At 69.8% G+C, this 24,038-nt stretch carries 19 protein-coding genes; 11 read left to right on the top strand and 8 right to left on the bottom strand.

The annotated features are described in order from the left end of the window. Positions 1-124: 124 nt before the first annotated feature. From HUT12_RS21965 to HUT12_RS21950, 4 genes are all read right to left on the bottom strand, one after another. Positions 125-715: a DUF1707 domain-containing protein gene (locus tag HUT12_RS21965; protein WP_161594959.1), complete on the bottom strand. Its 591-nt coding sequence runs from the start codon at positions 713-715 to the stop codon at positions 125-127. A gap of 105 nt (positions 716-820) precedes the next feature. Then, entirely contained in the window at positions 821-2,677 is a 1,857-nt protein-coding gene (locus HUT12_RS21960; RefSeq protein WP_254876926.1) for a serine/threonine-protein kinase, read from the bottom strand. Positions 2,678-2,771: 94 nt separating this feature from the next. Further along, on the bottom strand, positions 2,772-4,088 hold the full coding sequence (locus HUT12_RS21955; protein WP_176094568.1) for a glycosyltransferase family 4 protein: 1,317 nt from the start codon (positions 4,086-4,088) through the stop codon (positions 2,772-2,774). Positions 4,089-4,304: 216 nt separating this feature from the next. Then, on the bottom strand, positions 4,305-6,239 hold the full coding sequence (locus tag HUT12_RS21950) for an amylo-alpha-1,6-glucosidase (protein WP_176094567.1): 1,935 nt from the start codon (positions 6,237-6,239) through the stop codon (positions 4,305-4,307). Between the two features lie 42 nt (positions 6,240-6,281). On the opposite strand from HUT12_RS21950, the gene HUT12_RS21945 reads away from it, so the two are divergent. The 6 genes from HUT12_RS21945 to HUT12_RS21920 all read left to right on the top strand — a co-directional run bounded on the left by HUT12_RS21945 (position 6,282) and on the right by HUT12_RS21920 (position 16,553). Continuing rightward, positions 6,282-8,984: a glucosidase gene (locus tag HUT12_RS21945; RefSeq protein WP_131056709.1), complete on the top strand. Its 2,703-nt coding sequence runs from the start codon at positions 6,282-6,284 to the stop codon at positions 8,982-8,984. 71 nt (positions 8,985-9,055) lie between these two features. Continuing rightward, positions 9,056-9,628 (top strand): TetR/AcrR family transcriptional regulator, encoded by a 573-nt coding sequence (locus HUT12_RS21940; RefSeq protein ID WP_254876925.1) that lies wholly within the window; start codon positions 9,056-9,058, stop codon positions 9,626-9,628. Between the two features lie 457 nt (positions 9,629-10,085). Beyond that, positions 10,086-11,453 carry an endo-1,4-beta-xylanase gene (locus HUT12_RS21935; RefSeq protein WP_217706035.1) on the top strand — a complete coding sequence of 456 codons (1,368 nt, stop codon included), beginning with the start codon at positions 10,086-10,088 and terminating at the stop codon, positions 11,451-11,453. Between the two features lie 44 nt (positions 11,454-11,497). Further along, positions 11,498-12,937 carry an RICIN domain-containing protein gene (locus HUT12_RS21930; protein WP_176094565.1) on the top strand — a complete coding sequence of 480 codons (1,440 nt, stop codon included), beginning with the start codon at positions 11,498-11,500 and terminating at the stop codon, positions 12,935-12,937. Further along, positions 12,934-15,630, top strand: coding sequence for an RICIN domain-containing protein (locus HUT12_RS21925; RefSeq protein WP_176094564.1), 2,697 nt, complete (start codon positions 12,934-12,936; stop codon positions 15,628-15,630). The genes HUT12_RS21930 and HUT12_RS21925 overlap by 4 nt, the downstream gene beginning before the upstream one ends. Positions 15,631-15,878: 248 nt before the next feature. After that, entirely contained in the window at positions 15,879-16,553 is a 675-nt protein-coding gene (locus HUT12_RS21920) for an HAD family hydrolase (protein ID WP_131052703.1), read from the top strand. Between the two features lie 369 nt (positions 16,554-16,922). Here the strand turns inward: HUT12_RS21920 and HUT12_RS21915 are convergent, their stop codons facing one another. From HUT12_RS21915 to HUT12_RS33235, 3 genes are all read right to left on the bottom strand, one after another. Continuing rightward, positions 16,923-17,192 carry a hypothetical protein gene (locus tag HUT12_RS21915; RefSeq protein WP_131052697.1) on the bottom strand — a complete coding sequence of 90 codons (270 nt, stop codon included), beginning with the start codon at positions 17,190-17,192 and terminating at the stop codon, positions 16,923-16,925. 47 nt (positions 17,193-17,239) lie between these two features. Continuing rightward, on the bottom strand, positions 17,240-17,671 hold the full coding sequence (locus HUT12_RS21910) for a hypothetical protein (protein WP_131052704.1): 432 nt from the start codon (positions 17,669-17,671) through the stop codon (positions 17,240-17,242). 189 nt (positions 17,672-17,860) lie between these two features. Then, a complete protein-coding gene (locus tag HUT12_RS33235) occupies positions 17,861-17,989 on the bottom strand; it encodes a hypothetical protein (protein ID WP_255446604.1) in 129 nt (42 codons plus the stop codon). Between the two features lie 3 nt (positions 17,990-17,992). On the opposite strand from HUT12_RS33235, the gene HUT12_RS21905 reads away from it, so the two are divergent. Then, positions 17,993-18,655, top strand: coding sequence for a DUF1707 domain-containing protein (locus HUT12_RS21905; protein WP_161594940.1), 663 nt, complete (start codon positions 17,993-17,995; stop codon positions 18,653-18,655). An 82-nt stretch (positions 18,656-18,737) separates the two neighbouring features. Here HUT12_RS21905 and HUT12_RS21900 read toward each other — a convergent pair whose 3' ends face one another. Next, the gene (locus tag HUT12_RS21900; RefSeq protein ID WP_176094563.1) at positions 18,738-19,478 is read right to left on the bottom strand and encodes a methyltransferase; all 741 of its coding nucleotides are present in this window, start codon (positions 19,476-19,478) and stop codon (positions 18,738-18,740) included. Between the two features lie 1,164 nt (positions 19,479-20,642). Here HUT12_RS21900 and HUT12_RS21895 point away from each other — a divergent pair. The 4 genes from HUT12_RS21895 (at position 20,643) to HUT12_RS21880 (ending at position 24,015) form a co-directional block, all read left to right on the top strand. After that, entirely contained in the window at positions 20,643-21,497 is an 855-nt protein-coding gene (locus tag HUT12_RS21895; protein ID WP_176094562.1) for a 3-hydroxyacyl-CoA dehydrogenase family protein, read from the top strand. Between the two features lie 71 nt (positions 21,498-21,568). Continuing rightward, complete coding sequence (locus HUT12_RS21890) at positions 21,569-22,594, top strand: HAD family hydrolase (protein WP_131052701.1); 1,026 nt, start codon at positions 21,569-21,571, stop codon at positions 22,592-22,594. Further along, on the top strand, positions 22,587-22,883 hold the full coding sequence (locus HUT12_RS21885) for a phosphopantetheine-binding protein (protein WP_201272343.1): 297 nt from the start codon (positions 22,587-22,589) through the stop codon (positions 22,881-22,883). The genes HUT12_RS21890 and HUT12_RS21885 overlap by 8 nt, the downstream gene beginning before the upstream one ends. Before the next feature lies 1 nt (position 22,884). Beyond that, positions 22,885-24,015 carry an acyl-CoA dehydrogenase family protein gene (locus HUT12_RS21880; protein ID WP_131052702.1) on the top strand — a complete coding sequence of 377 codons (1,131 nt, stop codon included), beginning with the start codon at positions 22,885-22,887 and terminating at the stop codon, positions 24,013-24,015. Positions 24,016-24,038: the final 23 nt, after the last annotated feature.

Below are 24,038 nucleotides of genomic sequence, written 5' to 3'. Positions count from 1 at the left end.
ACGTTCTAGAGCGGTGAGGGGGTGGGCATGGTCCAGTCGTTCCACGAGTTCGTGGTGGCGGCGACGTCGGTTCGCCGAGCTGTCGGAGGGCCGGCGGGTCCGGGCGGCAGAGGGCGAGGGGTGATCAGCTCCACCAGCGTTTGCGGGGCGCCCGGACGGTCACGTCGCCGAAGATCGCACGGCAGGTCACCTCGATCACCGGGGAACCGGGGGTGACCGGCCCGGTCAGCTTCGACTTCTTGTTGCCGAAGACCGCGCTGCCGGTGAGCCGGACGTCGGTGCCCTCCGGCACGACGACCGTGACGTTGCCGAAGATCGCGTCCGCGTCGATCCGGATCACCCGGGCGGAGAGTTCGGCCTCGTGCAGCTCGATCCGGCAGTCCCCGAAGATGGCCCGCGCCTCGATCAGCTCCGGGGCCGTCCAGGTCCCCTTGCGGACCTCGTTGCCGAAGACGGCCATCAGCTTCTCCGGCGTCGGGGCGAGCGCACCGGTCGTCCGGCCCAGCGTCCGACCCGGGGCGTCGGGCAGGTCCGTGGTCAGCCGGGCCAGCTCACCACGCGTCTGGGAGGCGTGTGCGGCGCCGGCCCGCTCGGTGTACTCGTCGAGGGTGATCCGGCCCTCGGTCACCGCCTTGCCGAGCACTTCGACGACCTCCTCCCGCTCCCGGTCGGAGACTCGCAGCCGGTCAGTGTCGTCGTGCCGTTCCCGTTCCACGCCCCCGAGCCTAGCGGCGTCCCGCACCGGGCCACCCCACCCCACCTGGGGCGGGCCGACACCGCACCGTCGCGAACACCCTGCGGGTGCCGGCGCGTCCGGGGCTCAGCGGCGGGGTCGGAAGCTGGTGCGGATGGTGGCGAACTGGTCGGTCGAGGGCTTCCAGTCGTACTCGTGGGTGATCCAGCCGAGCGTCCAGACGCGGTCGCGGGTCCGTTCGTCCGGCACGATCTGGGTGGCGCGCAGCCGGTCGCCGTGCGGGGTCAGCCAGCCGAACTCCCAGGCGGTGGCGTCGCCCATCCGCCCGAGCCGGAACTCCTGGTAGCCGGGGAGGGTGCCGGCGGCCAGTTCCCGGTCGCGGACCGCGCGCAGTCGCGCCACCGGCCCGAGGCGGGTGTCGGTGCTCCGGGCGACGGTGAGCGCGCGGCCGGTCGCCGGATCCTGGAAGCAGGCCACGTCGTCGTCGCGGGAGTACCGCCACTCGGCAGGTACGGCCACCCGGAAGCCGGTGCGGTCGGTGTGCCAGGCCCAGCCGGTCGGCGGCCGGAACTTGTCGTCGTCGGTCACCGGTGCGGCCGTGTCGATCGGCCCGCCCTCGACCCAGGGTCGCACGCAGGGCAGCGGAGGCGGTACGAGCCCGCCCGGCGGCGGCGGGCGTCTCCCGTCGCGCGGGGGCGGACCGCCCGGCTCCGGGCCACCGGCCTCGAACGGGTCCGCTCCGGGCTGCGGTTCGGCAGCCTCGTACGGGGAGCCGGCGTGGTCGTCGCCGGTGCCGACGACGGTCAGCGCGGTGCCGATGCCGGCGGCCATCGCCACCAGGACGGCGACGGCGGCGAGTGCCCAGGCCCGAGGCACGGCGACGCGGTCGCGATCCGGTTCGTCCGCGCGGGCTCGCCGTGCGGGTGGGTCGGACAGGTGTGGCGGGGCGTCCCGTTCACCGGGAGCGGCGTCTCGTTCCTCGGATTCAGGAGCGGCCCCGCCACCGCTCTGCTGCTCGTCGGTGAGGCGTCGGTGCGCGGAGTCGTGCGAGGTCGGGTCGGGGGATTTCCGGTCGGTGCCGGGGACGGTCCCGGGACCTGCGACCGGCGCGTCGCGCGCCTCGGAGCCGGTGGGCAGGGGAGCGGTCTCGTCGCCGGTCTGCGGCGGGGTCTCCCCGGCAGCGGCGGCGACGAGCAGTCGGAGGCGGGTCTCGGGGTGGCCGGCGCGGTGCGCGGGCTCGCGGCGCAGCAGCCCGGCCAGCACCGCCGAGAGCGGACCGGCGTGCCGGGCCGGGTCCGGTGGCGCGGAGGCCAGCGCGCTGAGGGTGGCCATGGCGGTGCTGCGGGCGTACGGCGAGCGACCCTCGACGGCCGCGTAGAGGGTGGCGCCGAGCGACCAGAGGTCGGCCGGCGCGCTGGACACTCCGTCGGCGGCACGTTCGGGGGCGACGTACTGCGGGGAGCCGAGAATGGTGCCGGCGCCGGTCATCGCCACGTCGCCGTCGAAGACGGCCAGCCCGAAGTCGGTCAGCAGGACCCGGCCGTCGTGGGCGAGGAGCACGTTGGCGGGTTTGACGTCGCGGTGCAGGACCCCGGCCTCGTGCGCGGCGCGCAGCGCGTCCAGCAGGGCCAGGCCGATGCGGGCGGCGCGCTGCGGTGGCAGTGGGCCGTCGGAGTCGAGGACGTCCTGGAGGGTGCGGGAGGGCACGTACTCCATGACGATCCACGGCGTGTCGTCGTCGGATACCACGTCGTAGACGCGGACCACGTTGGGGTGGTTGAGCCGGGCGGCGGTGCGGGCCTCGCGCAGCGTACGGGCGCGCAGGTGGTCGAGTTCGTCACCGCCGAGCCGGGCGGGCAGGACGACCTGCTTGACGGCGACCTGTCGGTGCAGCAACTCGTCGTCGGCCCGCCACACGGTGCCCATTCCGCCGCGACCGACCAGGTCGAGCAGTCGGTACCGGCCGGCGATCAACGCTCGCACGTGTCCCCCATCCGCCGTCCGGCGTACACACTAGCCAGCGGATCGGGGATCACCTATTCGCGCGTGCGTGTCTCGACCCTCAGCAGGCGGCCCCTCATACGGCCAGCAGGTTGCCGTCGGGGATGGTGATGGTGCGGCGGCGTGGCGACGGGTCGACGGCAGGGTGCCGGGAGCGCGCGGGCCCGTGTTCGCGGCGGGCGACGGCGTAGCTCTCGGCGGTGCGGGCGGCGATGGTGGCCCAGCCGTACCGTCGGCCGACCATGGTGCGGGCCTGTCGGGCCACCCGGCGGGCGAAGACCTCGTCGCCGAGGAGCTGACCGACCGCTCCGGCCAGCGCCGACGGATCGCTGTGCGGGAACGTCACGCCGGTGACGCCGGGTTCGACGATCTCGGCCAGACCGCCGGTGCGGGCCACCGCCAGGGGTGCGCCGGCCGCCGCGGCTTCCAGCGCGACCATGCCGAAGGGCTCGTAGAGGCTGGGCACGACGGTGGCGTCGGTGGCGCCGAGCATCGCCGGGAGCTGGGTGTTGTCCAGGAAACCGGCGAAGCGGACGGTGCCGCCGAGCCCGAGCTGACCGATGCGGTCCTCCAACTCGCCCCGGTAGGGGCCGTCGCCGGCGATCAGTACGCGCAGGCCGGGGTGCTGCTCCCGCAGTTCGGGTACGGCGTCGACCAGGTGCTGCACGCCCTTCTCGTAGACCAGCCGGCCGGCGTACCCGATCAGTGGGCCGTCACCGGCGAAGCGGGCGCGGGCGGTGGCGACCGCGCGGGGGCGGGCCCGCCAGGCCCGGTCGTCGACGCCGTTGGGGACCACGTCGACGTGTCCGGCGGGGACGTCGAAGAGCGTGGTGACCTGGTCGCGCATGTAGCCGGAGCAGGCGATCAGTCGGGTGGAGGCGTTGCTGAGCCAGTGTTCGACGCCGTGGATGGTGCGGTTCATCTCCTCGGGCAGCCAGCCCTGGTGCCGACCCGCCTCGGTGGCGTGGATGGTGGTGACCAGCGGCAGGTCCAGGTGTTCGGCCACGGTGATCGCGGTGTGCGCGACCAGCCAGTCGTGGGCGTGGACGACGTCGTAGTCGCCGGTGTCGGCGGCGCGCAGCGCGGCGCGGGTGAGGGTGTGGTTGAACGCCATCGTCCAGGCCAGCAGGGAGCCGGTGGCCAGGGGGAAGGTGACCGGGTCCTCGGCGGCGCGCACGACGCGTACGCCGTCGATGTGTTCTTCCAGCGGCGCGCCGTCGGCGTGCCGGGTGACGACGGTGACCTGGTGGCCGGCGGCGGCCAGGGCGACGGAGAGGGCGTGCACGTGGCGGCCGAGCCCGCCGACGAGGACGGGCGGGTACTCCCAGGACAGGATCAACACCCGTTGCGTCCGTGCGGCGTTGATGTCGATCACGTCGGCGTTCGGTGACATACGCGCCCCCTTGGAGTTGTCCCCGCGCGCCCGGAGTCAGGCCCCCCGGCGGGCCTGTCGGTGTCGCGGTCGGATCGGGACCCATCCTGGTCGGGCCTGGATAACCAGCGGAGACGTAGCCGTTGCGACGGTGTAAAGGGCTGCCGGCGTCTCGGTTCGTCGGGTGTCAGCCGGGACCGATGTGGTGGGGCGCCGGTGTGGGCGCCCCACCGTGCGTCAGCGGCGGGCGCGCAGCAGTTCCGCGACCGACCATGCCTGGAACGGGCAGCCGGTGGCGATGTGCGGGGACGCGCCGTCGGCGGTCTCGCTGACCGACCCGAGGCCGTACTCGGTCAGGTGGGCCTCCAGGCCGGTGAACAGCGTGTCGACGGAGAGGCCGGCGCGTCGGCTGGCGTCGGCGTACGGGCCGATCAGCCACGGCCAGACGGTGCCCTGGTGGTAGGCGCTGTCCCGTTCGGCCGGTCCGCCCCGGTGCCGGCCGATGAATCCGGGGCAGTCGGGGGAGAGGCTGCGCGGGCCGAGCGGGGTGAGCAGCCCGGCGCCGACCAGGCCGACCGCGCGCGCGTCCGGCTCCAACGGCGCGAACGGCAACGACCAGGCCAGGAGCTGGTTGGGTCGCATCAGGTCGTCGTCGTGGAAGGCCGCGCCACCGAGCGGGTACGCCGGGGCGGGCGCGTCGACGACGTCGTGCAGCCAGCCGGACGGGGTGGGGAAGCGCTCCCGGAACGCCTTGGCCGCCCGTTCGTGCAGTCGGTGCAGCCCGTCGGAGTCCTGCCCGGCCAGGTCCGCCAGCTCGGCGACTCCGGCCACCCCGTTGATCCACAGCGCGTTGACCTCGACCGGCTTGCCGTGGCGCGGGGTCACCGGCACTCCGTAGACGCGGGCGTCCATCCAGGTCAGCGCCGCACCGGGGGCGCCAGAGGTGAGCAGTCCGTCGGCCGGGTCGACGGCGATGCCGTAGCGGGTGCCGGCGAGGTGGGCGTCGACGACGCCGCGCAGCGCCGGCAGCAGTTCGTCGCCGAGGTCGGTGTCGCCGGTGACGGTGACGTGCCGGCTGACCGCGTGCAGGAACCACAGCGTGCCGTCGACGGTGTTGTACTCGACCCGTCCGGTGTCGGCGGTGTTGGCCAGCATCCCCTCGGACAGGGTCGCCGCGTACGAGCGCAGCAGCTCCCGGCCGCGATCGGCCCAGCCGGTCCGGAGGAACAGGCCCTCGTAGGAGATCATCGTGTCCCGCGACCAGGCGCCGAACCACGGGTAGCCGGCGACCACCTCCACGGGCGCGTCGTCGGTGCGCACGATGAACGCGTCGGCGGCCAGTGCCAGGGTGGCCTCGACGTCGTCGGCGGGTGTGGTCGACGCGACGACCTCCCGGTTGCGGCGGCGGGCCGCCGCGACCACCTCGGTGGCCGGTGGCGGTGCCGGAGCCGGGTCCTGCGCCCAGGCCAGCACCGACACGGTGTCGCCGGGGTGGCGCAGGGTGTCGCGGAACTGGCCCGCGTACCAGAGGTCCTCCTCCGGGTGCAGGCCGCGCGTGGCCTCCTCACGGTGGTAGACGCCCCGCCACCAGTGGCCCTGCGGGGACCAGCCGGGACCGGACAGCCGGTAGGCGCCCTCGATGACCGCGCCGCCGTCGACCGGGTCCATCCGCAGCGGCGGACCGTCGGCGCGCCGCTCGCCGTGGGCATCGCGCCAGGTGCAGGCCGCCGCGAGTTCCAGCTCGACCGGGCCGCCGCTGATCAGCCGGTGCACCACCGCCACGCAGGAGCGGCCGTGCAGCATGGCCAGCTCCCGCTCGATCACCACGTCGCCGATGCGCCACCGCCAGCGGGGCAGCCCGTCGGTCAGGTCGAAGCGCTCCAGCAGCTCGAAGCCGCGCGGGTCGACGTCGCCGGAGACCCACTCGTGCGCGCCGAGGCGGACCCGGGCACCGGAGGGCAGCAGCACCGCCGGGTCGAGGCTGGCCAGCCCCACCTTGCGGGCGGCCGGGGTGTCGCCCGGCACCACCAGCAGCCCGTGGTACCGGCGGGTGCGCAGCCCACCGACGGTGCCCATGGCGTACCCGCCGAGGCCGTCGGGCACCAACCACTCGCGGCCGGCGGCGCTGGTCAGCTCTCCGCAGACCTGCGAGCCGAAGCGAATCTCGATCAACTTTCCTCCACCGGCGGCGAGGTGTAACACGACACGACGACAATGGCCGCTGTGGTGAAGTACCCAGGCGGCGTCGAAGATGTAGAAGTGATCACTGACGGTTCGCCCTCCGCCCCGGCCCCCGATGCCGAACGGGTCCGGCTCGCCCAGGCCGATGCCGGCGAGCAGGACTGGCGTGCATGGGGTCCCTATCTGTCCGAACGGGCGTGGGGGACGGTACGGGAGGACTACAGCGAGCACGGCACAGCCTGGGACTACTTCCCCCATGACCACGCGCGGTCCCGAGCCTACCGGTGGTCCGAGGACGGCATGGCGGGCGTGTGTGACGATCGACAGACCTTCTGTTTCGCCGTCGCGCTCTGGAACGAGCGGGATCCGATCCTCAAGGAACGGATGTTCGGTCTCGGCGGGGACGGCGGCAACCACGGCGAGGACGTCAAGGACTACTGGTGGTACGAGGACTCCACGCCGACCCATTCGTGGATGCGCTGGCGCTACCACTACCCGCAGGCCGCCTTCCCGTACGACGAGCTTGTAGCGGTCAACGGGCTGCGGGGTCGGGACGACACCGAGTACGAGCTGGTCGACACCGGCATCTTCGACGACGACCGGTACTGGGCGGTGACGGTCGACTTCGCCAAGGCCACCCCGACGGACATGTGCGTGGTGGTGACCGTGGTCAACCGGGGGGACCAGCGCGAGCGGCTGCACGTGCTGCCGCACCTGTGGTTCCGCAACACCTGGGCGTGGGGGCTGCCCGGCGGTGACCGGGTGCCGCAGATCGTCGGGGAGGGCAGCCGGCTGCTCGGCGAGCACTGGGTGCTCGGGCAGGTCCGGCTCGAAGGTGACGGCGACCCGACGCCGCTGCTCTGCGACAACGACACCAACGCCGAGCGGCTGTGGGGGCTGGCGAGCCGTACGCCGTACCCGAAGGACGGCATCAACGACCACGTGGTCGACGGGGCCGAGACGGTGAACCCGGAGCTGACCGGCACCAAGGGCGCGCTGCACTACGTGCTGGACGTGCCGGCCGGCGAGCAGCGTCAGATCCGGCTGCGGCTGACCCGTACGGCCCCGCCGCCGGGTGCCGTCGACCCGCCCGCGGCGGACCTGGGCGACGGTTTCGAGACCGTGGTGTGGGCGCGGCGGGCGGAGGCGAACCGGTTCTTCGACGGGGTGATCCCCGCCAAGGCCAGCGCCGACGAGGCGTTGATCGCCCGGCAGGCCATCGCCGGGCTGATGTGGGGCAAACAGTTCTACCACTTCGACGTCAAACGGTGGCTCGACGGCGATCCGGGGTCGGCGCCGCCGGCCGGGCGCCGGCACGGCCGCAACAGTGCCTGGTGGCACATGACCAGCTTCGACGTGATCTCGATGCCGGATCCGTGGGAGTACCCGTGGTACGCCGCGTGGGACCTGGCCTTCCACTGCGTGAGCATCGCGCGGGTCGACCCCGGCTTCGCCAAGGACCAGCTGCTGCTCCTGCTGCGGGAGTGGTACCTGCACCCCAACGGGCAGATCCCGGCGTACGAGTGGGCGTTCGGCGACGTCAACCCGCCGGTGCACGCCTGGGCGGCGTTGAAGGTGTTCGAGATCGACGGCAGCCGGGACCACGACTTCCTGGCCCGGATGATGCACAAGCTGCTGATGAACTTCACCTGGTGGGTCAACCGCAAGGACACCGGTGGCAACAACGTCTTCGAGGGCGGCTTCCTCGGGTTGGACAACGTCGGCCCGTTCGACCGGTCGGCGGCGTTGCCGGTGGCCGGGGTGCTGGAGCAGTCCGACGGCACCGGCTGGATGGCGATGTACGCGCTCAACCTGCTGGACATCGCCATCGTGCTGGCCGAGCACGATCGCACCTGGGTGGACACCGCGACGAAGTTCTTCGAGCACTTCACCTACATCGCGGCGGCCGCGTACGACCAGGGGCTCTGGGACGAGGAGGACGCGTTCTTCTATGACGTGCTGCGGCTGGCCGACGGGACGAAGGTGCCGTTGAAGGTGCGTTCGGTGGTGGGCCTGCTGCCGTTGGCGGCCGTCACCCGGCTGCCCGCGCGGACCCTGCACCGGCTGCCGGAGCTGGGTGCCCGGCTGCGTTGGTTCCTCACCCACCGCCCCGAGTACGCCTCGGTGGTCGGCGCCCGACGCATCGGCCCGGACGGGCGTCAGCAGCGGCTGCTGTCCATGTGCGGTCCGGAGCAGGTGGTCCGGGTGCTGGCCCGGATGTTGGACACCGACGAGTTCCTCTCCGAGTACGGCCTGCGGACGCTGTCGCGCGCGCATCTGGACAAGCCGTTCGCGGTGACCCTGGGCGGGCAGGAGTTCTGCGTCGGGTACGAGCCGGCCGAGTCGACCAGTGGCCTGTTCGGCGGCAACTCCAACTGGCGCGGCCCGATCTGGATGCCGACGAACTTCCTGCTGATCAGCGCGTTGCGGGACTACGCGGCGTTCTTCGGTGAGGACCTCCAGGTGGAGTACCCGACGCGTTCGGGGGTGAAGAAGACCCTCGACGAGATCGCCGACGACCTCTCCGCCCGGCTGATCGCGTTGTTCACCCGCGACGACTGGGGGCGGCGGCCGATCTATGGCGCGGCGCAACTGTTCCAGACCCATCCGGACTGGCGGGACCTGATCGCGTTCCCGGAGTACTTCCACGGCGACAACGGTGCCGGGCTCGGTGCCTGGCACCAGACCGGCTGGTCGGCCCTGGTCGCCGACCTGATCCTGACGTTGCGGCGCTGACCGGCCGGGCGCAGAGTCGCCATTCCGTCGCGGAGGGTTCGCCGGGGAGCGGCGCGACTACGCTCGGCGGGGTGTCCGGAGCAGAGCACGGAGACGGTGAGCTGGGCGGTGACGCGATCGTCGCCACCGCCTGGCGGTTGGCCGAGGCCGAGGGGTGGGCGGGTGTGACCGCCCGCCGGCTGGCCGAGCGCGCCGACGTCGACCTCGGGGCCCTCTACGAACGCTTCGCCGACCGTGAGGCGGTGGTTGCCGCGGTCGCGGTGCGGGGTTTCGCCGATCTGGCCGCCGCGTTGACCGGCGCCCGGGTGTCGGTGGACCGGCCGGACGAGGTGTGGCCGGCGGTGATGGCGGCCTATCTCGACTTCGCCTACGCCCACCCGGAGATCTACGACGCGATGTTCGCTCACACTCCGGACCTCACGCTCGGGGCCGAGCAGGTGCCGGAGACCGTCGCGGCGGCTTTCGGTGAACTGCGGGCGGCGCTGACCGCGTCCGCCGCCGCGCAGGCCGACGACACGCTCGCCGAACTCGGCTGGAGTCTGTTGCACGGCATGGTGATGCTCACCCGGGGTGGTCGGTTGCGCCCCGAGGCCCAGGAGCAACGCGAACAGCTCCTCGGCAACCACCTCTTCAGCCCGCGCTGAGCCGCTCACCCTGCCGGTGTCGTACCCGCCGGGGGCGGGGGCGGCTTCCCCACGTTCCTCCACAATGGATTTATGTGCACTCGATGTTCACGTGAACATTGTGGCGTGAGTGCGGAACGCGTGGGGCGTACGGCATTGCAGTGGATCTTTTAATGGTGTGTACGCGGGGCCGGGAATGGTGTCACTGATCCGCGCGCAGGCGTGTTGACATTGGCAAACGTCAACTGCTCCGCGTCGGCGGAAAGTACTTCTTGAACGCTCCGTAACTTTGTGGCAATCTCACCTTCATCGATGCGTAGCGTTCCCTCGTCGCCTGTCGTCTGCCCGACGAGCACCTCAGCCGGCCGGTTGTGTTAGCGCTAACTCATCGACTCGACGCGACTCTGGAGGTGCTGGGAACATGAAGACACCCGTCCACCCGAGCGGTCCTCCGCGACGGCGATGGTCTGCCGCACCGATGGTGCGCGCGCTCGCGGTCGGCCTGCTGGCGGCCGGCGCGGCGCTGGCGCCCGCCGGCGCCGCCACCGCGGGCACCACGTTGGGCACCTCGGCGGCGGAGAAGGGCCGCTACTTCGGCGCGGCGGTCGGCACGTACAAATTCTCCGACACCACGTACATGAACGTGCTGAACCGCGAGTTCAACAGCCTCGTCGCCGAGAACGAGATGAAGTGGGACGCGACCGAGCCGCAGCGGGGCGTGTTCAACTACAGCGCCGGCGACCGCATCGTCAACCACGCCCGGTCCCGAGGCATGTCGGTCCGGGGACACGCCCTGCTGTGGCACGCCCAGCAGCCCGGGTGGGCGCAGGGACTGTCCGGTGGTGACCTGCGCAACGCCGCCATCAACCACGTCACCCAGGTGGCCACCCACTTCCGGGGGCAGATCCACTCCTGGGACGTGGTGAACGAGGCGTTCGCCGACGGCGGCAGCGGCGCCCGCCGCGACTCCAACCTGCAACGCACCGGCAACGACTGGATCGAGGCCGCGTTCCGGGCCGCCCGCGCGGCCGACCCGAACGCCAAGCTCTGCTACAACGACTACAACACCGACGGGGTCAACGCGAAGTCGACCGGCATCTACACCATGGTGCGCGACTTCAAGGCGCGCGGCGTACCGATCGACTGCGTCGGGTTCCAGTCCCACCTGGGCACCACGATCGCCGGTGACTACCAGGCCAACCTGCAACGCTTCGCCGACCTCGGCGTGGACGTGCAGATCACCGAGCTGGACGTCACCCAGGGGTCCAACCAGGCCACCATCTACGCCACCGTCACCCGCGCCTGCCTGGCGGTGTCGCGGTGCACCGGCATCACCGTGTGGGGTGTGCGGGACTGCGACTCCTGGCGTGGTGGCGACAACGCCCTGCTGTTCGACTGCGCGGGCAACAAAAAACCCGCGTACACGGCGGTCCTCGACGCTCTCAACGGCGGCACCACCCCGAATCCGACCGGCAACCGCCTGCGCAACGAGGCGTCCGGCCGGTGTCTGGACGTCGACGGCGCGAGCTCGGCCAACGGTGCCCCGATGCTGGTCTGGGACTGCCATACCGGGGCCAACCAGCAGTTCACCCAGAACGGGCGGGCCCTGCAGGTGATGGGCAAGTGCCTGGACGTGCCGAACAACGCCGCCGCCGGGACCCGGGTGCAGATCTGGGACTGCCACGGTGGGGCGAACCAGCAGTGGGTCGTCAACGGCAACGCCACGATCAGCAACGCCCAGACCGGCCTGTGTCTGGACGTCAACGGCGCCGGCACCGCCAACGGCACCGCGGTCATCGTGTGGAGCTGCCACGGCGGCACCAACCAGCGCTGGACCCGGTTCTGACCTGACGAGCGCGACAGTCGGCACCGTACGAGAAGGGAACGACAGTGACCCGATCCCGATCGCGTCGCCACCTGCGCCGGATCCTCTCCTGCGCGCTGGCCGCCCTCGTGGCGGTGCCGACCGCCGTGCTCGGTGGTGTCCCACCGGCTGCTGCCGACACCACCGCGTTCCGGGGCGTCAACTGGGCCAGGTTGGGAGACAACTTCCACGGTGGACCACTGGTGCTCTACGGCCTGAGCAGCTCCGACAGCTATGCGACGGTGACGGCCAAGGCCACCGCGATCTACACCGGCTTCCAGAACAACCTGGGTGCCAACACGGTCCGGCTGCCGATCAACACCTACACCGTCGGCACCACCTGGTGGAACGCGTACACCGGCGCGATCGACGCCGCCACGGCGAAGGGCTTCAAGGTCGTCCTCTCCTACTGGGACGACGGGGTGGCCGCCAGCGGCGGCCGGATCGTCAACACCACCGCCTTCCACACCATGTGGAACACCGTGGTCGCCAGGTACGGCACCAACGACCTCGTGTACTTCGAGCCGATGAACGAACCTGGCGGGCACAGCGCCGCGGAGTGGGCCAACCTGGTCAGCGACTGGCTGAACGCCCGTCCGTCGATCCCACGCCACCGTGTCTTCGTCAGCGGTGCCGGCCTGAACACCGACATCACGTCGATGTGCGCCGACCGTCGACTCGACGGCACGATCGTGTCGCTGCACCACTACACCTTCTTCAGCGGCGCGAAGAACTACGACCAGTGGGTGACGTTCCTGCGGGACGCGATCGGCTCCTGTGCCGCCCGCACGGTGATGGACGAGTTCGGTGCGCCGATGGACACCGGGCTCAACTACCTCGACGCCACCAGCACCGACAATTTCGTGCGCTACTTCCGGGCCACTGCCGACGTGCTGAGGGAACTGCGGATCGGATCGATCTACTGGCCGGGGCTGGGTGGCAAGGTCACCGCCGGTCAGGGCGACGACTGGTACTCCATGCAGAAGCTGCACGGCACCGGCACCAACCTCACCCTCAGCACCCCCAACGCGAGCGGGCTCAACCGCCTCAGGCATGCCTGGGGGTTGACCGACGGTGGTGCTCCGGACGAGGCCAGCCTGCTCCGCAACGTCGGCACCGGGCAGTGCCTGGACCTTCCCGGCGCCACCACCGCCGCCGTCCAGGTCCAGGTGTACCCCTGCAACAACACCGCCGCCCAGCGGTGGACCGTGACCTCTGGTGGGCAGATCACCGCTCTGGCGGGCCAGCGGTGCCTCGACGCATACCAGCGGGGGACCAGTAACGGCACCGTCGTCGGCACGTACGCGTGCAACGGCGGCGACAACCAGCGGTGGACGGTCGGCGGCGACGGCACGATCCGCAGCGCACAGTCCGGCCTCTGTCTGGACGTGCACACCGCGACGTCGAAGGTGCAGCTCTGGTCCTGCTGGGGTGGCGACAATCAGAAGTGGCAGGTGCAGAAATGAGATCCCTCGTCCGTACTGCTAGCGGTTCGCTGCTCGCGCTGGCGGTGCTCGTCTCCGCCGCGTTGCCGGCGGTGGTGGCAGATCAGGCTCCGGCGCTGGCCGCGGTGCAGGAGACCCTCTATGTCGCACCGGGAGGGAACGACGCCAACCCGGGCACGATCGCGTCCCCGTTCCGGACCCTCCAGCGGGCGCGGGACGTGGTCCGCACGAAGACCGCGACCATGACCGGCGACATCCAGGTGCTCCTGCGCGGCGGAAGCTACCCGGTGGGCGGTACGGTCGATTTCGGGTCGAGTGACTCCGGCACCAACGGCCACCGGGTCGTGTACGCCGCGTACCCGGGCGAGACGCCGGTCCTCGACGCCGGTGTGCAGGTGACCGGCTGGACCCAGCACAGTGGGAACATCTGGAAGGCGCCGCTCGACCGGGCCAACAAGCTGCGGGCCCTCTACGTCAACGGCCAGCGGGCCCAGATGGCCGCCAAGACGATCACCTCGGCGGGATGCCACGGCACGTACACCATCACCGCCGGGCAGGCCGACTGGGCGTGGGAATCCGGCTCACAGTGCGACGGCGCGAGGTACGGCCTCGGCGACTTCCCGGCGATCTCCCGCAACCAGGAGGACATCGAGATCGAGACGGCCACGACCTGGACCACCGCCATCGTGGGAGTCCGGCAGGTGACCACGAGCGCCGACGGTCAGAGCCGTATCGCCCTGTTCCAACAGCCGGGTGCCGCCATCGCGCAGGGGGCGTTCAACGGCAACGCCCAGGTCGCCGGCGCTCACAAGGTCATGAACGCCTACGAGTTCCTGGACGCGCCGGGCGAGTTCTACTTCGACAAGTCCAGCCGGACGCTCTATTACTACAAGGCCAGCGCCGACAACATGTCCACCGCCACGGTCTTCGCGCCCAACAACGTGACCACCGCCCTGCGGATCGCCGGCACCTCGACCACCAGCCGCGCCCGCAACATCACGTTCTCGGGTCTCACCGTCCGGCACTCCGACTGGAACCTGTTCACCGTCGCCGGCTCGGTGTACAAGCAGGCGCAGCAGGGCAACCTGGGCGCGATGGCGTACGCGAAGGGCAACTTCCACGTCTACTACTACCGCAACGTGGACGTCACCCCGGGCATCGTCCACGTGCAGAACGCCGACGGGATCCTGCTGGAACGCAACCGCATCCAGCACACCGGGGCCGACGGGATCAACATGGTCAACGACGTGACGAACTCACAGGTGATCGGCAACGTCACCAGCGACGTCGCCGGGTCCGCGATCTCCGTGGGACACCCGCAGCACGTCTTCGTCGGCGACCACACCTCGACCAACCGCGAGAAGTACCCGCCCCAGGTCGAGGGACTCCCGAAGAACATCGTGATCAGGAACAACTACATCCACGACAGCGCGGTGCTGTTCAACGGGCACGGCGCGGTCGCGGCGTACTTCGCCGACACCCTCACGATCCAGCACAACCGCATCGAGAAGACGCCGTGGGCGGGCATCACGCTCGGCTGGGGATGGTGGAACTTCGACGGATCCTCCGGATCGATCGCGCCCAACCGGCCGACCACGACGGCGAGGAACAACACCATCAGCCACAACCACATCATCGACACGGTGCAGCGACTCAGCGACACGGCACCGATCTACACGCTGGGCAGCCAGCCGGGCACCACGATCCACAGCAACTATCTGCAAGGTGTCCCGGCCGGCCACAAGTACGGGCTCCACCCGGACGAGGGTTCGGCGTACATGACCTTCCGGGACAACGTCCTGAGCGTGGACAAGAACATCACCTGGATGATCAACTCCGACGACTTCGGACGCAAGCACGACCTGAGCATCACGCAGACGTACGGCCCGATCAACAAGGTCTCCCAGAAGAACCTGCCGAACAGCACCATCCACGACATCCTCGTCTCCGCCGACTACGTCTGGCCGGCGGCGGCCTACGGGATCGCGGTGAACTCCGGGCTCGAAGCCCCGTTCCGGGACATCACCGCACCGCGCAACCTGCCCCTGGCGGACCAGGTCCTGCCGGCCAGCACGTTCGTCGGCAGCGGCACCACCTCGATCCCGGTCCGCAGCACGGGCGATGCGACCAGGTCGCTCTGGCTGGCTCCCTCCGGCACCACCACCTTCACCGCCGGTCCGACGATGACCAGGGCCGACGGCACCGCGACCACCATCGCCGTACCCACCACCTCGGGTGACTACCGGCTCTACGTCGTCGACGCCCAGGGCAACCGGTCGGCCGAGTCGACGTCGCTCGTCCGGCGGCAGGGCACCGGCAGCGCCCCCGACGCGCAGATCGTGGGCGGCCAGTCCGGCCGGTGCGTCGAGGTCCCCGGCGGCGCCACCACCAACGGCACCCAGACCCAACTCTGGGACTGCTCCGGCGCCACGCAGCAGCGGTGGACCCACACCGCCGGCAAGCAGCTGACCGTGTACGGCACGAAGTGCCTGGACGCCAACGGGGCGGGCACCACCAACGGCACCACGGTCATCATCTGGGACTGCCACGGCGGGCTCAACCAGCAGTGGAACGTCAACGCCAACGGCACCATCACGAACGCCCAGTCCGGGCTCTGTCTCGACGCCAACGGCGCCGCCACCGCCAACGGAACGAAGATCATCCTCTGGTCCTGCAACGGCGGCGCGAACCAGCAGTGGACTCGACGCAGCTGACAGCGATCCCGGGGCCAGGCATGTTCCCGTCTGGCCCCGGGCCGACCGCGTGCGCTCGTCGGATGCGTGCCCGGGTCAGCTTCACCCCGGCCGACGCCTGACCTGTCGGGGACGGTCTCCGCGATCGACGGAGACCGTGCCGACTGACGGCTTCCGCCGTCGTGCGGGCGAATTATCGGGTCGCCGAGATCGTCCGGGTCGCCTACCGTCGCCGCGTGACGCATGACAGGTCGATCGAGTCGGGGCAGGTGCTCGTCTTCGATGCGGACGACACGCTCTGGGAGAACAACGTCGTCTTCGAGCGGGTGATCGACGACTTCCTGAGCTGGGTGGACCATCCGACGCTCGACCGGACGCAGCTGCGGGCGGTGCTCGACGACATCGAGCGGGCCAACGCCGTCGCGCACGGGTACGGCAGCAAGGTCTTCCTGCGCAGCCTGCGGGAGTGCCTGGAGCGGCTGCGGGAACGGCCCGCCACCGAGGCGGAGCGCCGCGAGATCGACGAGTTGGCTATGGCGCTGATCAACCATCAGGTCGAGCTGATGCCGGGGGTGGCCGACGCGCTGGACGAGTTGGCCGGGCGGCACGAGTTGCTGCTGCTGACCAAGGGGGAGCGCGAGGAACAGCAGCGCAAGCTGGACGCGTGTGGGCTGCTGCACCACTTCACGGCGGCGCACATCGTGCCGGAGAAGGACGTGGCGACCTATCACCGGTTGAGCCGGGAGCATGCCGTCGACCCGACCCGGGCGTGGATGATCGGCAACTCGCCCCGGTCGGACATCCTGCCGGCACGGGCGGCCGGATGGCGGGCGGTGTTCATCCCGAACGACAACACGTGGGTGTTGGAGCACGACGAACTGGACCCGACCGACGAGGGCGTCCTGCGTCTGCGCGCTTTTCCCGACCTGCTCGCGCACTTCTGAGGCCGACCGGGGCCGCCGGTGACCCGGTGGTCCGCTGATCAGTCGCTCCGACCGGGTCAGCGCCTGGCGCCCGCCGGGTGTTACACGCTCCTGCCGCTATTTCCCGTTGCTGGCAATAGTGCGTGCCGGCCCGCGCGGGCTCGACCCGGGCACGCCTAGCCTCGGCCCCAGGTGCCGCGACTCGCCGGGGTGGGTCGCGGTACCGGGTCCGGTCGTGGGGCACCGTGGAGCTGAGTGCTGGTGGACCGGCTGCCGTGCCGGCGCGTGCTGACACGTGCGTCGGCAGGCGGCTGGTTCGCTGCCCACGCCGGACGGGTCAGGGCCGGGTCGTGCGGGTCCGGTCCTGACCCGTGTCGTCGTCGGGTCGGCTCAGGTGGTCTCGCCGCGCACGATGGCGACGGCGACCCGGCAGAACTCGTCCATGTCGGGTTGGAAGGCCGCGGCGATGTCCGGGTGCAGGCCGGCCCGGGTCTCGTCGAGCAGTTGCTGGCAGACCTGCTCCACCGGCTCGCCGGTGTAGGCGTCCCGGATCCGCTCGGCGGCGACCTGGAGTGCCGATGTCAGCTGCTGCTCCAAGGGCCCGCGCAGTTTCTCCTGGACCGGGTCACGAGGTTCCAGCGTGACATGTGGCTCCGACATCGGTGCTCCCTTCGTCGGCGGCAGCGGTACCCGACCACGACCGTCCGTCAAACCACGTTCGGTACCGCGGCGACGCGGACCTGGTACGAGAATTCCTCGCCGGGCTCCTCCGCGTACGACAACCGGCGGATCTGCCGGTCGTCCTCGTAGAGGGCGACGTCGACCAGGACACCGAGGTGGGCGAGGCCGATGCTGGTCACCCGCTTCTTGTCCTGCAGCACCGCGCACACCCCGCCCAGCAGGGTGCTGGCGTCGGAGGTGCGGTGCCCGGGCGGGCAGCGCAGCGTCAGGTCCACCTCGATCGGGCCGGACAGCGGGGTCCAGCCGGTCTTCTGTGCCGCCTCGCAGGCGGCCCGGAGCAGGGTGCGTACTCTCGTCGCCTGCCGGTGACCGGCAGCGAAGATGGACAGCGCCTCGGTCTTGACCGGTGGCAGGCCGCTCACCTCGAACGTCAGGGCGAGAGCGCGGGTGTCCTGCACCACGACGGCACCTCCTCGTTGGGGACGATCCTGCCCAACAGGTGAAGCGGTGACGGGGTGTTCCCGTGAGAACCCACCGATCGGGCGGATCGGGGTCGGCCGGGGCGTATCGACGGCGACGGCGTACGCGCTGGTGGGCTTAGACGCTAGTCCACCTGGCTCCCGCCCGGTAGCAGCCGATCACCCGTGTCAGATGGTGAACGGTCGGTCCGGGGAGTACCGGGCGTCGGGGTGGAAGGCGGAGAAGGTGTTGCCGGAGGCGGCGTCGGGCGGGGAGTTGCACGAGGAGCGGGTGAGCGTCGGCCGGGTAGGCTCCACGGCGTGGAGATCGAGCCTCGACCTGAGCAGTTGTCACGGAAGCCGAGTGAGCTGGAGCAGGAGGCCGCCGCGACGGCGCTGCAGGAGGCGGTCGGCGAGGGCCGGCTGACCCTGGAGGAGTTCAGCGATCGGGTCGGGGCGGTGTGGGCGGCCGAGCGCATCGAGGATCTGGAGCGGGCGACGGCCGGGGTGGTGGTTTCCGCGCCTCCGGTCGGTAGTACGCAGACCGTGTCGACCGTGGTCGCGTTCCTCGGTGACCAGCGGCGGGTGGGACGGTGGCGGTTGCCCGCCCGACTGCGGATGTTCAGCGTGCTCGGCGATGTGCATCTGGATCTGCGGACGACTGTCTGCGCCGAGGCCGTGGTGGAGATCGAGGCGTGGAGCCTCCTGGGTGACATCAAGATCGATGTGCCCGACGGGGTGGATGTGGAGCTCGCCGGTATCGGGTTGCTCAGCGACCGGGAGCTCCGGTTGGCGTCGATGCCCCCGGTGCCGGGAACGCCGCGGATCCGGGTCAGGGTGCACTCGCTGCTGGGCGACGTGCGGGTCAGATCGACGAGTGCGGGCAAGGACGTGGCGGGTTGGCGGCGCTGGTTGCTCGGTCAGCAGTCGCCACCCGCGACCGGGCACCACTCACCGCCGCCACCCGCGGTGGGGAGCCGCTGACCCGGTCGTCGGCGACCTGCGGTACGAGGCTGCCGGCGGCGCCACACGTGTCGTGGCCGCACACCGTGGCTGCCGCCTCTGCTCAGAGCAGCTCGAAGTCGTAGATGGAAGAGTCGATGTAGATCATCCCGCGGTCGTCGGCGGCGGCGGCGATGGCGGGGGTCCACCCGATCAGCGTCCCGGGAATCTCGATCCGGTTCGAGTGGTGCTTGCGCGCGGAGAAGCCCATCCGCACCGCGAGGGAGACGATGGAGTGCGGATCGCCCATCGTGTCGCTGGTGTTCATGAAGATGTGCCCGCCGGCGGCGAGGTGCGGCTTCACCTCATGGAAGAAGCGCTGGTGGAGGGCGTACCCGGGGTCGAACACCGAATGCTCGATCGGCCGGTCGTAGGCCCGGTCCTCCCGCGCCCGCACGAGGGGCGGGTTGGACACGATCAGGTCGAAGACGTCCTCCGGGCCGAGTTCGAGGAACAGGTCGCTGGTCAGCGCTTCGACCTTGTGCCCGACGTCGTGTGCCTTGGCGTTGAGCACGGTGTTGGCCACCGCAGCCGGGTTGATGTCGGTCGCGACGACGCGTTCGCAGCCACTCATGGCGGCCACCACGCTCGTGACGCCCGCGCCGCACCCGATCTCGAGGAACCGGGTGCCGGAGCCCAGGGGCAGCGCGGACGTGAACACCTCGGTCGCCGGATCGGGAGGCCACACCTCGGGCAGCACGGACCAGGTCGATCGCATGAGCTCTCTGGTGCCACCGTCCTTGATGAGCGAGTCGGCCTGGGCGACCAGCCAGTCGCCGACGTCGTCGGCGAACGTTCGGTCCATGATTCGTCCTCGGGTTCGGTGTGTCGTCGAATGGCTGGCGACGCGTGACGCCAGTCGTGCCGGTCGGGTGAAGCGCCTGTCGGGTTAACGCACCTGCGGGGCTGTTCCGGCTCGGGGAACGGTAACCGTCCGCCGGTGTTGTTGCCAAGCAGTGAGCCGTTCCGTGCATGGCGCTGACTCCCGGAATTCGCTACCCGGCTTCCTTGGCGTTAAGTCCGAGTCGGAACAGGCGCACCCATGGAGCGCTCTCCGGACAGGAATTTGCGACAGCAAATTTCCCCACCGGTGATATCGGTTCTGTCACATCCAAGATGGACATTAAAGGCGTGTCATCACTAATCGGCGGCTGAGTCTTGCCGGAGTCGACTAGAGGGCGGTGTGTGGGTGGAGTGGCGGGTAAGCGGATGCATTATCGGTTTGGCACGTCGTCGCCAATCTGAGACGTACTGCCGGCGGGAGGGGGTCGTGTGCAACGGTTCGGGCGGGCTCCGGACGCGTGCGGACGCGGCCGGTTCGGGCCGGCCCGTCGTGAAGTGTGATCCGCGTGCTTTCCTTTGATCGTCCGTAAATGGGGTGGTGCGGCATGGTTGCGGCGCGTCCGCTGCGTCGTTGACCTGCGGTTGTCCTGACGTGGGCCGCCCGGCTGCCGGACCGTCTGTCGCATGTGGATCAGATAACGCCTTCGGCCGCAAGGGCTCGCCGGATCATCTATTCATCCCTACTTTTGACCGGATTGGCCGCTGACACTGCGAAACCGAGGGCTTTAAGGGGCGGGGGGCCAGGCCGCTCGGGTGCGAATTTTTTGCCGTTTTGATCGTCCTGTCGCGGCGGCCAATCGCCCCCGAAGCAGTGTGCAATTGAGCCACTACTGCCCGTAGTGTCGATGCTCGTCTTTACGGCTTGCGGCGCTTCCGTGTATGGTCCGTCGCACGGAGTTGACAATCTCATGCAACTTGCAATGAAGGCGAAGCGGGCACCTTCTGCTGATGTCCACTCATTGCGTGCAGGGTCTCCGAACAAACGGGGCAATCGTGTAATAGGTTCCTCCGACGCCGGGCCGACTCAGCCCGGCGTCGTCCATATGGGTGTGCGAAGGCGAATGTTGGAGCGATGTTCGCGTACATTACGCGTGCCCTTTCCATCATTACCGGGGGCGGCTGGACAATGGCGACAGTAGGGGTCATCGGCGCGGGCGTCATGGGCAAGGACGTGGCCATCACGTGCGCGGCCAAGGGTTACGACGTCATCCTGTCCGACCACGACTCCGACGTGCTGGCCACCGCGCCCCGGGACATCCGGCAGCTCGTCCGGAAGTTCCGGATGATGTCTCCGGCCGCCGCCGCCTGGAAGGCCGACGAGATCCTGGGCCGCATCCGCTTCGGCACCGACCTCGGCGACCTCGCCGGAGTCGACTGGATCGTCGAGAACATCGTCGAGGACCTGGCCGCCAAGGAGCGCCTGTACCTCGATCTGCGTGACGTCTGCGGCGAGAGCACGAAGATCGCCGTGAACACGAGCTGTATCTCCATCACCAAGCTCGCCGCCGGCACGCCACGACCCCACAACGTCGTCGGCATCCACTTCATGAATCCGGTTCCCCTGCTGGAGTGCGCGGAGGTCGTCCGTGGCTACCACACCTCCGAGGACACGATCAAGCAGGCCGAGGAGTTCGTCCGGTCGCTCGGCAAGCAGTCCATCGTGGTCAACGACATGCCCGGCTTCGTGTCCAACCGGTTGTCGCACCTGTTCATGAACGAGGCGGCCTTCCTGGTGCACGACGGCGTCGCCGAGCCGGAGCAGATCGACGCCATCTTCAAGCTCGGGTACGGGCACAGGATGGGCCCGCTGGAGACCGCCGACCTCATCGGCCTGGACACCGTGGTCGACTCCCTGAACGTGCTCTACGCGGAGTTCCAGGACAGCAAGTTCCGCTGTTGCCCGACGCTGAAGAAGATGGTCGCCGCGGGCCGGCTGGGACGGAAGAGCGGTCAGGGCTTCTACACCTACGCGAACCACTGAGATCTCCCCGAACGCTGACGCGGTCATCGGCTGCGCCACCGGGCAGCGATCCCCCTGGAGGACTTCGATCTATGAAGATGGCGAAGTGTGTCGTCTGGGACCTCGACGACACGCTGTGGCACGGCACCCTGTCCGCCGGCGATGACCTCGTCCTCCGCGACGACGTGGTCAACGTGATCAAGACCCTGGATGCGCGCGGCATCCTTCAGTCGGTGGCCAGCAAGAACAACCACGACGACGCGGTGCGCAAGCTGGAGGAGGTCGGCCTCGCCGAGTACTTCCTCTATCCGCAGATCAACTGGAACAGCAAGTCCAGCTCGCTCGCCGCGATCCGCGAGAAGCTGAACATCGGCATCGACACGATCATGTTCGTGGACGACCAGCCGTTCGAGCGCGACGAGGTGGCCTTCGCCCACCCGGAGGTCGAGACGGTCGACGCGGCGGATCTGGGCACCCTGCTCGCGATTCCGCGCCTGTCACCCCCGGTGGTGACCGAGGACGCCGCCCGCCGTCGGCGGATGTACCTGGAGGATCACGCGCGCAACGCCGCGGAGCTCGAGCACCGGGGCGCCCCGGACGAGTTCCTCAGCGGTCTCGACATGATCTTCACGATTTCTCAAGCGAGGGACGGCGACCTGCTGCGCCTCGCTGAGCTGACCGAGCGCACCAACCAGCTGAACTCCACCGGCATCCAGTACTCGCACCAGCAGCTCGAAGAGCTGATGGGCAGCCCCGACCACGACATCTGGGTGTGCGAGCTGACCGACCGCTACGGCTCCTACGGCAAGATCGGCGTGGCGCTGGTGGAGAAGCAGGACGACCGCTGGACGGTCAACCTCCTGCTGATGTCGTGTCGGACGGTGTCCAAGGGCGTGGGCACGGTCCTGCTGTCCTTCCTGTTGAACCGGGCCGCCGAGAACGGGAAGCGTCTCCTGGCCCGCTTCCGCCGGACCGACCGGAACCGCCAGATGCTGGTGACGTACCAGTTGGCGAACTTCCGCGTGGTGTGGCGCGAGGGCAACGACTACCTGTACGAGCACGATCTCGCGGTCCGTCAGGACTATCCCGGTTACATCAAGGTCAAGATCGATGCGTGACGAGGCGGTGGTGAACATGGCAGACGTGATGGTGGCGGACGCTGCGAACAGGATCCGGGAGTACCTCCGGGAGAACATGACCGCGTTCAAGGACGTCGAGCTGGACGACGAGGAGAACATCTTCGAGCGTGGCTATTTCACGTCGTTGTTCGCCATGCAGCTCCTGCACTACGTCGAGTCCACGTTCGACCTCGTGGTTCCGGACGACTACATCATCCTGCAGAACTTCAGTTCGGTCCGCCGCCTCGCGGACATGGTGGGTGAACTGAAGGCCTCGGCTGGTGAGTGACATGGACAGGTCCGACGTCATCGCACGCGCCATGCTCTTCGCCGAGACCGAGCTGGCCCCACGGGCCGCGGAGTTCGACCGGGACGAGGCCCTGCCGCGCGACGTCATCCAGAGGATGGCGGCGGAAGGTCTGCTCGGTGCGTCGATCCCGACGAAGTGGGGCGGACTCGGCCTGGACCCGCTGGAGTACGGCGAGGTCACCGAGGCGATCGGCAAGGCCTGCGCGTCCACCCGGGCGCTGCTGACCGTCCACACCTCGATCGTCGCCGGGACGCTGCTGGAACTGGCGTCGCGGCGGCTCAAGGAGAAGTACCTCACCGCCCTCGCCCGGGGCGAGATGATCGGCTGCTTCGCGCTGTCCGAGGAGGGCGCCGGGTCGGACGCGGCGGCGGTCGCCACGACGTACATCAGGAAGGGCGACTCCTTCGTCCTCAACGGACGCAAGAAGTGGATCTCCTTCGCCGGTGTGGCCGACCTGATCCTGGTGCTGGCGACCGACAACGGCGTCACGAGCGCGTTCATGGTGGAACGCGACATGCCCGGCGTACGGACCTGGCCGATGTCCGGCTTCCTGGGCAACCGCGCGACCCACATCGCGGAGATCGAGCTGGACGACGTCGAGGTGCCGGCGGAGAACCTCATCGCGGGTATCGGGGCCGGCTTCGGCTTCGTGGTGAACACGGCCCTCCTGCACGGTCGCTACAGCATCGCGTGGGCCGGTGTCGCGCTGGCCCAGGCGGCGCTGGAGGAGATGTGCACCTACGCGACGCGACGCGAGCAGTTCGGGGTCAAGATCGGCACGCAGCAGTTGGTGCAGAAGATGGTCGCCGACGCGGTCACCAGCGTCGCCGCGGCCCGGGAACTGTGTCGCAGCGCGGGCCGGTCGCTCGCGCAGCGCAGTGCCGACGCGGCCACCGAGACGATCATCGCGAAGTACTTCTCGTCCACCGTCGCCCAACGTGCGACGTCGGACGCGGTCCAGGTGCTGGGTGGGAACGGGTGCTGGTCGGGATACCCCGCGGAACGCCTGTTCCGGGAGGCGAAGATCCTCGAAATCATCGAGGGCACCTCCCAGCTGCAGCAGATCATGATCGCCGACGCCGGCTACAAGAAGTACGCCCGGAAGGCATAGGCGATGACCCCGTGTCCGATCCC

The organism is Verrucosispora sp. NA02020 (assembly GCF_013364215.1).
In the GTDB taxonomy this organism is placed as follows: Bacteria; Actinomycetota; Actinomycetes; order Mycobacteriales; family Micromonosporaceae; genus Micromonospora.
The sequence above is the reverse complement of the archived record's forward strand: the minus strand, read 5'-3'. Positions and strand labels throughout refer to the sequence as shown.

Coding starts and splice junctions, on each gene's coding strand:
- HUT12_RS21955 (WP_176094568.1), bottom strand. CDS start 4,088: ATGTCACCGAACGCCGACGTGATCGACATCAACGCCGCACGGACGCAA.
- HUT12_RS21945 (WP_131056709.1), top strand. CDS start 6,282: ATGGCCGCTGTGGTGAAGTACCCAGGCGGCGTCGAAGATGTAGAAGTG.
- HUT12_RS21935 (WP_217706035.1), top strand. CDS start 10,086: ATGGTGCGCGCGCTCGCGGTCGGCCTGCTGGCGGCCGGCGCGGCGCTG.
- HUT12_RS21925 (WP_176094564.1), top strand. CDS start 12,934: ATGAGATCCCTCGTCCGTACTGCTAGCGGTTCGCTGCTCGCGCTGGCG.
- HUT12_RS21915 (WP_131052697.1), bottom strand. CDS start 17,192: ATGTCGGAGCCACATGTCACGCTGGAACCTCGTGACCCGGTCCAGGAG.
- HUT12_RS21900 (WP_176094563.1), bottom strand. CDS start 19,478: ATGGACCGAACGTTCGCCGACGACGTCGGCGACTGGCTGGTCGCCCAG.
- HUT12_RS21895 (WP_176094562.1), top strand. CDS start 20,643: ATGGCGACAGTAGGGGTCATCGGCGCGGGCGTCATGGGCAAGGACGTG.
- HUT12_RS21890 (WP_131052701.1), top strand. CDS start 21,569: ATGAAGATGGCGAAGTGTGTCGTCTGGGACCTCGACGACACGCTGTGG.
- HUT12_RS21885 (WP_201272343.1), top strand. CDS start 22,587: ATGCGTGACGAGGCGGTGGTGAACATGGCAGACGTGATGGTGGCGGAC.
- HUT12_RS21880 (WP_131052702.1), top strand. CDS start 22,885: ATGGACAGGTCCGACGTCATCGCACGCGCCATGCTCTTCGCCGAGACC.